Genomic DNA, 13,213 nt, shown 5'->3' with positions numbered 1-13,213 from the left:
CCCATCGAGGCGCAGGCGCTGCTGGCCACCTACGGGCAGGAGCGGGAGACGCCGCTGTGGCTCGGCTCCCTCAAGTCCAACATCGGCCACACCCAGGCCGCCGCGGGCGTGGCCAGCGTGATCAAGGTCGTCCAGGCGCTGCGGCACGGCGTCATGCCGGCGACCCTGCACGTCGACGAGCCCAGCTCGCAGGTGGACTGGACCGAAGGCGCGGTGGAACTGCTGACCGAGAGCCGCGAGTGGCCGCGCGGCGAGCGGCCGCGCCGGGCCGGGGTGTCCTCGTTCGGGGTCAGCGGCACGAACGTGCACCTGATCATCGAGGAAGCCCCCGCCGAGCCCGCCGCTCCGGCGCCGGGTCCGGTGGCCGTCGTTCCGCTCGTGGTTTCCGCGCGCAGCACCGGTTCCCTGGCCGGGCAGGCCGGCCGGCTGACCGGGCTGGACGTGCCGCCGGCGCAGCTCGCCGGGGCGCTGGTGTCCGGGCGCGCGGTGCTGGAGGAACGCGCGGTCGTCGTGGCCGGTTCGGACGAGGAAGCCCGTGCGGGACTGGCTGCGCTCGCCCGCGGTGAGGCCGCGCCCGGCGTCCTGACCGGGTCCGCGGGCAAGCCGGGCAAGGTCGTCTGGGTGTTCCCGGGCCAGGGGACGCAGTGGGTCGGCATGGGCCGGGAGCTCCTGGATGCCTCGCCGGTCTTCGCCGAGCGGATCAAGGAGTGCGCGGCCGCCCTCGATCAGTGGACCGGCTGGGCCCTGCTCGACGTCCTCCGTGGCGAAGGCGATCTGGACCGCGTCGACGTGCTGCAGCCCGCGTGCTTCGCGGTGATGGTCGGGCTGGCCGCCGTCTGGGCGTCCGTCGGGGTCCGGCCGGACGCCGTTGTCGGGCACTCGCAGGGCGAGATCGCCGCGGCCTGCGTGTCGGGCGCGTTGACGCTGGACGACGCCGCGAAGGTGGTGGCCTTGCGCAGCCAGGCGATCGCGGCGCGGCTGTCCGGCCGCGGTGGGATGGCGTCGGTCGCGCTGACCGAAGCCGAGGCGGACGCGCGGCTGGCGCTGTGGGACGGCCGGATCGAGGTCGCCGCGGTCAACGGCCCGTCCTCGGTGGTGATCGCCGGGGACGCCCAGGCGCTGAACGAGGCCCTGGAAGTGCTGGCCGGCGACGGCGTCCGCGTCCGGCAGGTCGCCGTCGACTACGCCTCCCACACCCGGCACGTCGAGGACATCCGCGACACCCTCGCCGAGGCACTGGCCGGGATCACCGCGCAGGCCCCGGCCGTGCCGTTCCTCTCGACCGTCACCGGCGAGTGGGTGCAGGACGCCGACGTCCTGGACGGTGGCTACTGGTACCGGAACCTGCGCAACCAGGTCGGCTTCGGCCCGGCGGTGGAAGCCCTGATCGCCCAGGGGCACGGCGTGTTCGTCGAGGTCAGCGCGCACCCGGTGCTGGTACAGCCGATCAGCGGGATCGCCGACGACGCGGTCGTCATCGGCACGCTCCGGCGCGACGACGGCGGCCTGCGGCGGCTGCTGACGTCGATGGCCGAGCTGTTCGTCCGTGGCATCGACGTCGACTGGGCCACGCTGGTCCCGGCCGCGCGGGTCGAGCTGCCGACGTACGCCTTCGACCACCAGCACTTCTGGCTCCGGCCGGCCGCGCAGGCGGACGCCGTCTCGCTCGGCCAGGCCGAGGCCGGGCACCCGCTGCTCGGCGCGGTCGTGCGGCTGCCGCAGTCGGACGGCCTCCTGTTCACCTCGCGGCTGTCGCTGCGGACCCACCCGTGGCTGGCCGACCACACCATCGGCGGCGTGGTGCTCTTCCCCGGTACCGGGCTGGTCGAGCTGGCCGTGCGGGCCGGGGACGAGGCCGGCTGCCCGGTCCTCGACGAGCTCGTGACCGAGGCGCCGCTGGTCGTGCCCGCGCAGGGCGGTGTGAACGTCCAGGTCACGGTGAGCGGCCCGGACCGGAACGGCTCGCGCACGGTCGACATCCACTCCGAGCGCGACGACGGGTGGACCCGGCACGCGACCGGCACGGTCTCGGCGACCCCGGCCACCGGCACCCGGTTCGACTTCACCGCGTGGCCGCCGCCGGACGCACAGCGCGTCGAGATCGGCGACTTCTACCTCGACCTCGCCGAGCGCGGATACGCGTACGGGCCGCTGTTCCAGGGGGTGCGGGCGGTGTGGCAGCGCGGCGAAGAGGTGTTCGCCGAGGTCACCCTGCCCGGCGACCGGCGGGACGACGCCGCCCGGTTCGGCCTGCACCCCGCGCTGCTCGACGCGGCCCTGCAGACCGGGACGATCGCCGCGGCCGCGTCCGGACAGCCCGGCAAGTCGGTCATGCCGTTCTCCTGGAACCGGCTGGCGCTGCACGCGGCGGGGGCCGCGGGCCTGCGGGTCCGGGTCGCGCCCGGCGGACCGGACGCGCTGACCGTCGAGGCCGCCGACGAGACCGGCGCCCCGGTCCTGACGTTGGCCTCGCTGATCCTGCGCGAAGTCGCCCTCGATCAGCTCGACACCGCGCGCACCAGCTCGCTGTACCGGGTGGACTGGCCCGAACTGACCACTGTGGACAGTGTGGTCCCGTCGGGTCGGACCGAGGTGTTGGAAGCCTTCGGCGAGGAGCCCCTGGAGCTGACCAGCCGGGTCTTGGAGGCCGTGCAGGCGTTCCTCACCGACGCGCCGGACGAAGCCCGGCTCGTCGTGGTGACCCGCGGCGCCGTCCGCGAGGTGACCGACCCGGCCGGGGCCGCGGTGTGGGGCCTGGTCCGGGCCGCGCAGTCGGAGAACCCGGACCGGTTCGTCCTGTTCGACACCGACGGCGAGGTGCCCCTGGACGCGGTGCTGGCCACCGGCGAGCCGCAGCTGGCGTTGCGCGGCACGACGTTCTCGGTGCCGCGGCTCGCCCGGGTCACCGAACCGGCCGAAGCGCCCCTGACGTTCCGCCCGGACGGGACGGTTCTGGTCTCCGGGGCCGGGACGCTCGGCGCGCTCGCGGCCCGCGATCTCGTCACCCGGCACGGCGTGCGCCGGCTTGTGCTGGCCAGCCGCCGCGGCCGGGACGCCGACGGCGTCGAAGACCTCATCACCGAACTGACCGAGCACGGCGCGTCGGTGTCCGCGGTGACCTGTGACATCTCCGACCGCGACCAGGTGGCCGCGTTGCTCAAAGAGCATCCGGTGACCGCGGTCGTGCACACGGCCGGCGTGTTCGACGCCGGTGTCACCGGGGCACTCGACCGCGACCGGCTGGCCAAGGTCTTCGCCCCCAAGGTGGACGCCGGCCGCCACCTCGACGAGCTGACCCGCGACGCCGACCTCGACGCGTTCATCGTCTACTCGTCCGCCTCCGCCATCTTCATGGGCGCGGGCAGCGGCGGGTACGCGGCGGCGAACGCCTTCCTCGACGGCCTGATGGCCGCCCGCCGCGCGGCCGGCCTGCCCGGCCTCTCGCTGGCCTGGGGCCCGTGGGAGCAGCTCACCGGCATGGCCGGCACCATCGACGACCTCACCCTGGCCCGGATGAGCCGGCGGGAAGGCCGCGGCGGCGTCCGGGCGCTCGGGTCCGCCGAGGGCATGGCGCTGTTCGACGCCGCACTCGCGGCCGGAGAAGCCCTGCTGGTGCCGATCGAACTCGACCTGCGCGAGGTCCGGGCCGACGCGGCCGCCGGCGGCACCGTCCCGCACCTGCTGCGCGGCCTGGTCCGGGCGAGCCGGCAGGCGGCGCGCACGGCGTCCGGCGACGACGGCGGCCTGGCCCGCAAACTGGCCGGGCTCACCGTCGCCGACCAGGAAACGCTGCTGCTCGACCTCGTCCGCGGGCAGGTCGCGGTGGTGCTCGGGCACGCCGACAGCTCCGGCGTCCGCGCCGACGCGGCGTTCAAGGACGCCGGGTTCGACTCGCTGACGTCGGTGGAACTGCGCAACCGGCTGCGCGAGGCAACCGGCCTGAAACTGCCCGCCACGCTGGTCTTCGACCACCCGAACCCCCTGGCGCTGGCCCGGCACTTGCGGACGGAACTCGCCGTCGAGGAAGCGTCCCCCGCGGACGCGGTGCTGGCCGGCCTCGCCGGGCTGGAGGCGGCCATCACGGCCGTCGCCGACAGCCCGGACGGCGACCGGATCACCGCGCGGCTGCGGGAACTGCTCAAGACCGCCGAAGCCCGGGCGGACCAGACCGACGATCTCGACACGGCCAGCGACGAGGAGCTCTTCGCCCTCGTCGACGGGCTCGACTGAAACCGCACACGTGAAATTGGGAGTTGAGTTCAGTGGCTGACGAGGGACAGCTCCGCGACTACCTCAAGCGGGCGATCGCCGACGCCCGCGACGCCCGCACGCGGCTGCGCGAGGTCGAAGAGCAGGCGCGCGAGCCGATCGCCATCGTCGCCATGGCGTGCCGCTACCCGGGCGGGGTCGCCTCGCCCGAGGACCTGTGGCGGCTGGTGGCCGACGGGACCGACGCCGTCTCCGCGTTCCCCGCCGACCGCGGCTGGGACGTCGACGGCCTGGTCGACCCGGACCCCGACCGCCCGGGCACGACGTACACCGACCAGGGCGGCTTCCTCCACGACGCCGGCCTCTTCGACGCGGGGTTCTTCGGGATCTCACCGCGCGAGGCCGTCGCGATGGACCCGCAGCAGCGACTGCTGCTGGAGACGTCCTGGGAAGCCATCGAACGCACCGGCACCGACCCGCTTTCGCTGAAGGGCAGCGACGTCGGCGTCTTCACCGGGGTCGCGAGCATGGGCTACGGCGCCGGCGGCGGCGTGGTCGCCCCGGAGCTGGAGGGCTTCGTCGGCACCGGCGCGGCGCCGTGCATCGCGTCCGGCCGCGTGTCGTACGTCCTCGGCTTCGAGGGCCCGGCGGTCACCGTCGACACCGGATGCTCGTCGTCGCTGGTGGCGATGCACCTCGCCGCGCAGGCGCTGCGGCGCGGTGACTGCTCGATGGCCCTGGCCGGCGGCGCGATGGTGATGGCCCAGCCCGGTTCCTTCGTGTCCTTCTCGCGGCAGCGCGGGCTCGCCCTGGACGGGCGCTGCAAGGCGTTCGCCGACAGCGCCGACGGGATGGGGCTGGCCGAGGGCGTCGGCGTGGTCGTGCTGGAGCGGCTGTCGGTCGCCCGCGAGCGCGGCCACGAGGTCCTCGCGGTGCTGCGCGGCATCGCGGTGAACCAGGACGGCGCGTCGAACGGCCTGACCGCGCCCAACGGCCCGTCGCAGCAGCGGGTGATCCGCGCCGCACTGGCCGAAGCCGGCCTGGCACCGTCCGATGTGGACGCCGTCGAAGGCCACGGCACCGGCACGACGCTCGGCGACCCGATCGAGGCGCAGGCCCTCCTGGCCACCTACGGCAAGGACCGCGAGACACCGTTGTGGCTCGGGTCGATCAAGTCGAACATCGGGCACACGCAGGCGGCCGCGGGCGTGGCCAGCGTGATCAAGATGGTGCAGGCCCTGCGCCACGGCGTCCTGCCCCCGACGCTCCACATCGACCAGCCGTCCACCGAGGTCGACTGGTCGGCGGGCGCGGTCTCGCTGCTGACGGAGGCGCGGGAGTGGCCGCGCGAAGGCCGTCCGCGCCGGGCCGGGGTGTCCTCGTTCGGGATCAGCGGCACCAACGCCCACCTCATCCTGGAAGAAGCGCCCGAGGAAGAGCCGCCCGGCGCGGTCGAACCGCCCGCCGGGGTCGTGCCGCTGGTGCTGTCGGCCCGCGGGGCGCTGGCCGGTCAGGCCGGGCGGCTGGCCGCGTTCCTCGGGACGTCCGGCGAGCCCCTCGGGAGCGTGGCCGGAGCGCTGGTGTCCGGCCGCTCCCGGTTCGACGACCGGGCCGTCGTGCTGGCGGGCACCCGGGACGAGGCCGTGGCGGCCCTGGAAGCGCTGGCCCGCGGGGAAGACGCGGCCGCGGTCACCGGCCGGGCCGGTTCGCCGGGGAAGGTCGTGTGGGTGTTCCCGGGCCAGGGCTCGCAGTGGGTCGGCATGGGCCGGGAACTCCTGGACGCCTCGCCGGTGTTCGCCGAGCGGATCGCCGAGTGCGCCGCCGCGCTGGAGCCGTGGATCGACTGGTCGCTGCTGGAGGTCCTCCGCGGCGAGGGCGATCTGGAGCGCGTCGACGTGCTGCAGCCCGCCTGCTTCGCGGTGATGGTGGGGTTGGCCGCGGTGTGGGAGTCGGTCGGTGTCCGGCCGGATGCGGTGGTGGGCCACTCGCAGGGCGAGATCGCCGCCGCCTGTGTGTCGGGGGCGCTGTCGCTGCAGGACGCCGCGAAGGTGGTCGCCCTGCGCAGCCAGGCCATCGCGGCGAAGCTGGCCGGCCGCGGCGGCATGGCGTCGGTCGCGTTGAGCGAGGAAGACGCGGTCGCCCAGCTGACGCCGTGGGCCGACCGGGTCGAGGTGGCCGCGGTCAACAGCCCGTCGTCGGTCGTCATCGCCGGGGACGCCGAAGCCCTCGACCAGGCCCTCGAAGCGTTGGCGGGCCAGGAAATCCGGGTCCGTCGGGTCGCTGTGGACTACGCCTCCCACACCCGGCACGTCGAGGACATCCAGGAGCCACTGGCCGAGGCGCTGGCCGGGATCGAGGCCCAGGCGCCTTCGCTCCCGTTCTTCTCCACCCTGACCGGCGACTGGATCCGCGACGCCGGCGTCTTCGACGGCGGCTACTGGTACCGGAACCTGCGCAACCAGGTCGGCTTCGGCCCGGCCGTGGCCGAGCTGGTCGCGCAGGGGCACGGCGTGTTCGTCGAGGTCAGCGCGCACCCCGTGCTCGTCCAGGCGATCAGCGAGATCGCCGACGACGCCGTCGTCACCGGGACGCTCCGGCGCGACGACGGCGGCCTGCGGCGGCTGCTGACGTCGATGGCCGAGCTGTTCGTCCGCGGCGCCGACGTCGACTGGGCCACGCTGGTCCCGCCCGCCCGGGTCGCCCTGCCGACGTACGCCTTCGACCACCAGCACTACTGGCTGCGGTACCTCGAGACGGCGACCGATTCGGCCGGCCCGGTGGTGCGGCTGCCGCAGACCGGTGGCCTGGTCTTCACCTCGCAGTGGTCCCTGAAGTCGCAGCCGTGGCTGGCCGGCCACACCGTGGACGACGTCGTGGTCGTGCCCGCCACCGCGCTCGTCGAACTGGCCGTCCGGGCCGGGGACGAGGCCGGGACCCCGGTGCTGGACGAGCTCATCATCGAGACACCGCCGGTCCTGCCCGAACGCGGCGCGATCCGGGTGCAGGTCAGCGTGTCCGGACCCGCCGAAGACGGCACCCGGACCCTGCAAGTGCACGCCCAGCCCGAAGACGCCACCGACGAGTGGACCCGGCACGCCACCGGCACCCTCTCCGCGACGCCGCCGCCTCCGGGCGCGGGGCAGGCCGGCGACGAGATCGTCACCGAAGTCTCCCTGCCCGACGGCGTCGACGCCGGCGCCTTCGTCCTCCACCCGGCGCTCCTGAACGCGGCCCTGTCCGGCGACGACGGCCTGACGCAGCCCATGGAATGGCGCGGCCTGACCCTGCACGCCGAAGGCGCGTCGACCCTACGGGTCCGGCTGGCGCCTGGAGGTGCCCTGGAAGCGGTCGACGGCGCCGGCAACCTGGTCGTCACGGCCAGGGAAGTGGTGTTGCGGCCGGTGTCCGTCGGGCCGCCGAGCGGCACCCAGGACTCGCTGTTCCAGGTGAACTGGATCGAACTCCCCGGGAGTCACGAAGCCGACGGCGTCGCCGACGTGCTCGAGGTCCCCGGCGGCGAGTCCCCGCTCGCGGCGACGTCCCGCGTCCTGGAGAAGCTGCAGACCTGGCTGACCGAGCCGGAGGCGGAGCGGCTGGTCGTCGTCACGCGCGGCGCGGTGCCCGCCGGGGACACCCCGGTCACCGACCCGGCCGCGGCGGCGGTCTGGGGCCTGGTCCGGTCCGCGCAGGCGGAAAACCCGGACCGGATCGTTCTGCTGGACACCGACGGCGAAGTCCCGCTCGGCGCGGTGCTGGCCACCGGGGAGCCGCAGGTCGCCGTGCGCGGCGCGGCCCTCCACGTCCCGCGCCTGGCCGGCGCCGACGCGGCACCGGTATCCGGCCTGCGCGGGCCGGTCCTGGTCTCCGGAGCCGGGGTGCTCGGCGAGTTCGTGGCCCGGCACCTGGTCGCCCGGCACGGCGTGCGGAACCTGGTCCTGGCCAGCCGCCGCGGCCTGGCCGCGGATGGCGCGAAGGACCTGGTCGCCGACCTCACCGCGGCCGGCGCGGACGTCTCCGTCGTCGCCTGCGACCTGGCCGACCGCGACCAGGTGGCCGCCCTGATCGACGCACACCGCCCGGCGAGCGTCATCCACACCGCGGGCGTCCTCGACGACGGCGTCATCGGGACGCTCACCCCGGACCGGCTGGCCAAGGTCTTCGCGCCCAAGGTCGACGCCGTCCGCCACCTCGACGAACTCACCCGCGACCTCGACCTCGACGCCTTCGTCGTGTTCTCCTCCGGCTCCGGCGTCTTCGGCTCGCCCGGCCAGGGCAACTACGCGGCCGCGAACGCGTTCCTGGACGCGGCGATGGCGAGCCGCCGGGCCGCGGGCCTGCCCGGCCTGTCGCTGGCGTGGGGCCTGTGGGAGCAGGCCACCGGCATGACCGCGCACCTCGGCGGCACCGACCAGGCCCGGATGAGCCGCGGCGGCGTGCGGCCGATCACGGCCGAGGAGGGCATGGCCCTGTTCGACGCCTCGCTGGCCGCCCGGCCCGCGCTGCTCGTGCCGGTCAAGCTCGACCTGCGGGAGGTCCGGGCCGGCGGCACCGTGCCGCCCCTGCTGCGCGGCCTGGTCCGGACCGGGCGACGGCAGGCTCAGAGCGCGTCCACAGTGGACAACGACCTGCTGCGGAAGCTGGCCGGGCTGGGCGCGGACGAGCAGGAGGCCCTGCTCGTCGACCTGGTGCGGAACCAGGTCGCGGCGGTGCTCGGGCACGCCGGGCCGGACGCCGTCCGCGCCGACACCGCGTTCAAGGACGCCGGGTTCGACTCGCTCACCTCGGTCGACCTGCGCAACCGGCTGCGGGAGAGCACCGGGCTGAAGCTGCCCGCGACGCTCGCCTTCGACTACCCGACCCCGCTGGTCCTCGCCCGGTACCTGCGCGACGAACTCGGCGCCGGCGACGACGCGCTTTCGGTCGTGCACGCCCGGCTCGAAGACGTCGAGGCCCTGCTCGGCGGGCTGGTCCTCGACGAATCCACGAAGACCGGCCTCACCCTCCGGCTGCAGGGCCTGGTGGCCCGGTGCAACGGGGTGAGCGACGACCCGGACGGCGAAACGCTGGCGGACCGGCTCGAGGCCGCGTCCGCCGACGAAGTCCTCGACTTCATCGACGAGGAGCTGGGCCTCACCTGACCCGGTTCGAGACCCACGCTCCCAGCAAACCCTTGTGAGGACCCAGGAATGGCCACGGACGAAAAACTCCTCAAGTACCTCAAGCGCGTCACGGCGGAGCTGCACAGCCTGCGCAAGCAGGGCGCCCGGCACGCCGACGAGCCGCTCGCGGTCGTCGGCATGGCCTGCCGGTTCCCCGGTGGCGTGTCCTCGCCCGAAGACCTGTGGCGGTTGGTGGCCGACGGGGTCGACGCCCTCTCCGGCTTCCCCGACGACCGCGGCTGGGACCTGGACGGCCTGTTCGACCCGGACCCGGACAACCCCGGGACGTCCTACACCAGCCAGGGCGGGTTCCTGCGCGGCGCCGGGCACTTCGACGCGGGCCTGTTCGGCATCTCGCCGCGCGAGGCCCTCGTCATGGACCCGCAGCAGCGGGTGCTGCTGGAGACGTCGTGGGAGGCCCTGGAGGACGCCGGGGTCGACCCGCTTTCGCTGAAAGGCAGCGACGTCGGCGTCTTCTCCGGCGTCTTCACCCAGGGCTACGGCGCCGGGGCGATCACACCGGACCTGGAAGCCTTCGCGGGCATCGGGGCGGCGTCGAGCGTGGCGTCGGGCCGGGTGTCCTACGTCTTCGGGCTCGAAGGGCCGGCCGTCACCATCGACACCGCGTGCTCGTCGTCGCTGGTGGCCATCCACCTCGCCGCCCAGGCCCTGCGCGCGGGCGAGTGCTCGATGGCGCTGGCCGGCGGCGCGACGGTGATGCCGACGCCCGGCACGTTCGTGGCCTTCTCCCGGCAGCGGGTGCTGGCCGCCGACGGCCGCTCCAAGGCCTTCTCCTCGACCGCCGACGGCACCGGCTGGGCCGAGGGCGCCGGCGTCCTCGTCCTCGAACGGCTTTCCGTGGCCCAGGAACGCGGGCACCGGATCCTCGCGGTGATCCGCGGCAGTGCGGTCAACCAGGACGGCGCCTCCAACGGCCTGACCGCGCCGAACGGGCCTTCGCAGCAGCGGGTGATCCGCAAGGCCCTGTCCGGGGCCGGGCTGGTCGCGTCCGACGTGGACATCGTCGAGGCGCACGGCACGGGCACCGCGCTCGGCGACCCGATCGAAGCGCAGGCGCTGCTGGCGACCTACGGCCAGGGCCGCGAACGGCCGTTGTGGCTGGGCTCGGTCAAGTCGAACTTCGGGCACACGCAGGCGGCCGCCGGGGTCGCGGGCGTGATCAAGATGGTCCAGGCACTGCGGCACGGCGCCATGCCGCCGACCCTGCACGTGGCCGAGCCGACGCCGGAGGTCGACTGGTCCGCCGGTGCGGTCGAGCTGCTGACCGAGGCGCGCGAGTGGCCGCGCGAAGACCGGCCCCGCCGGGCCGGGGTGTCCGCGTTCGGGATCAGCGGCACGAACGCCCACCTGATCCTGGAGGAGGCGCCCGAGGCGGACACCGTCCCGGATGAACCGGCCGTCGAGGGGCCGCTGCCGCTGGTCGTTTCCGCGGGCAGCCCGACCTCCTTGGCGGCCCAGGCCGGCCGCCTCGCGGACGCCCTTGAGTCCGGTGCGCCGAGGGCTCGGCTGGCGAGTGCGCTGCTGACGAGCCGGGCGCTGCTGAACGACCGCGCGGTCGTCGTCGCCGGAACGGACGAAGAGGCCGTGGCCGGGCTGCGGGCGCTGGCCCGTGAAGAACGCGCGCCCGGCGTGGTCACCGGTTCGGCCCGGCCGGGCAAGGTCGCCTTCGTCTTCCCCGGCCAGGGTTCGCAGCGGCTCGGGATGGGCCGCGAGCTGTACGACCGGTACCCGGTGTTCGCGACGGCGTTCGACGAAGCCTGCGCGGAACTGGACAAGTGCCTGGCCGGCCGGGGCGGGCACCCCGTGCGGGACGTCGTGCTGGGCGCGGTGCCGGCCAGCACCGGGCTGCTGGACCAGACGATGTTCACCCAGGCCGGGCTGTTCGCGGTGGAGAGCGCGCTGTTCCGGCTCGCGGAGTCCTGGGGCGTCCGGCCGGACGTCGTGCTCGGCCACTCCATCGGCGAGCTCACCGCCGCCTACGCCGCGGGCGTGTTCTCACTGCCGGACGCGGCCCGGATCGTCGCGGCCCGCGGACGGCTGATGCAGGCACTGGCGCCGGGCGGGACGATGGTGGCCGTCGCCGCGTCCGAAGCCGAGATCGCCGGACTGCTCGGCGACGGCGTCGAACTCGCGGCCATAAACGGCCCGTCCGCGGTGGTCCTCTCCGGGGACGAAGACGCGGTCCTCGCGGCCGCCGCCCGGATGCGCGAGCGCGGGCACAAGACCAAGCAGCTCAAGGTTTCCCACGCGTTCCACTCCGCGCGGATGGCGCCGATGCTCGCCGAGTTCGCCGCCGAGCTGGCCGGCGTGACCTGGCACGAGCCGGAAATCCCCCTGGTCTCCAACGTGACCGGCCGGCTCGCCGAGCCCGGCGAGCTCACCGAGCCGGGCTACTGGGCCGAGCACGTCCGGCGGCCGGTGCGGTTCGCCGAGGGCGTCACGGCCGCGGCGGAGTCCGGTGCCTCCCTGTTCGTCGAACTCGGGCCGGGCGCGGCGCTGACCGCCCTCGTCGAGGAGACGGCCGAGGTCACCTGCGTCGCGGCCCTGCGGGACGACCGGCCGGAAGCCACCGCGCTGATCGCCGCGGTCGCCGAGCTGTTCGTCCACGGGACAGCGGTCGACTGGTCCGCGCTGCTGCCGCCGGTGACCGGTTTCGTCGACCTGCCGAAGTACGCCTTCGACCAGCGGAACTACTGGCTGCACCCGGCCGCGCAGGCCACCGACGCGGCTTCGCTCGGGCAGGTCGCGGCCGACCACCCGTTGCTGGGCGCGGTCGTGCGGCTGCCGCAGTCCGACGGCCTGGTCTTCACCGCGCGGCTGTCGCTGAAGTCGCACCCCTGGCTGGCCGACCACGTCATCGGCGGGGTCGTGCTGGTCGCGGGCACCGGGCTCGTCGAGCTGGCCGTCCGGGCCGGGGACGAAGCCGGCTGCCCGGTCCTCGAGGAGCTCGTCATCGAGGCCCCGCTGGTCGTCCCCGACCACGGCGGGGTCCGGATCCAGGTCGTCGTGGGCGCGCCGGGGGAGACCGGTTCGCGCGCGGTCGAGGTGTATTCCCTGCGCGAGGACGCCGGGGCCGAGGTCTGGGCCCGGCACGCGACCGGCTTCCTGGCCGCTTCCGCGGAAGCGGCCGAGGCGTTCGACTTCACCGCGTGGCCGCCTGCCGGCGTCGAGCGCGTCGACGTCGAGGACTTCTACGACGGGCTCGTCGAGCGCGGGTACGCCTACGGGCCGTCGTTCCGGGGCCTGCGGGCGGTGTGGCGGCGCGGTGCCGAGGTGTTCGCCGAGGTCTCGCTCTCCGAAGACGACCGCGCGGACGCGGCCCGCTTCGGCCTCCACCCCGGCCTGCTGGACGCGGCCCTGCACGCGGGCATGGCCGGTGCGGCCACGACCGAAGAGCCCGGCCGCCCGGTGCTGCCGTTCGCCTGGAACGGCCTGGTCCTGCACGCCGCCGGGGCGTCCGCGCTGCGCGTCCGGCTCGCCCCGAGCGGCCCGGACGCGCTGTCGGTCCAGGCCGCGGACGAAGCCGGCGGTCTCGTCGTGACGGCGGATTCGCTGGTCTCCCGGCCGGTGTCGACCGAACAGCTCGGCGCGGCGGCGAACCGTGACGCGCTGTTCCGCTTGGAGTGGGCGGAGGTTCCGGCGACCGGGGACGCGCCCGCGGACCACGTCCAGGTGCTCGAAGCCACCGGCGAGGACCCCCTGGAACTGACCGGCCGGGTCCTGGCGGACGTGCAGGCCTGGCTCGCCGACGCGCCCGAGGACGCCCGCCTGGTCGTGGTGACCCGCGGCGCCGTCCCCGCCGGTGACGGCGTGGTGCGCGATCC

At 74.9% G+C, this 13,213-nt stretch carries 3 protein-coding genes; all 3 read left to right on the top strand.

The window, feature by feature from the left end; all coding sequences use genetic code 11:
• A partial coding sequence (locus tag ACWDN5_RS43250; protein ID WP_449680357.1) for an acyltransferase domain-containing protein occupies window positions 1–4,230 on the top strand: 4,230 nt, incomplete at its 5' end.
• A 32-nt stretch (window positions 4,231–4,262) separates the two neighbouring features.
• On the top strand, window positions 4,263–9,347 hold the full coding sequence (locus ACWDN5_RS43245) for a beta-ketoacyl synthase N-terminal-like domain-containing protein (RefSeq protein WP_449680358.1): 5,085 nt from the start codon (window positions 4,263–4,265) through the stop codon (window positions 9,345–9,347).
• 48 nt (window positions 9,348–9,395) lie between these two features.
• Window positions 9,396–13,213 (top strand): type I polyketide synthase (locus ACWDN5_RS43240; RefSeq protein WP_449680356.1); only part of this gene is annotated, 3,818 nt, incomplete at its 3' end.

This window comes from Amycolatopsis sp. NPDC003731 (genome assembly GCF_053586895.1).
This window is presented reverse-complemented; position numbering and strand designations above follow the sequence as displayed.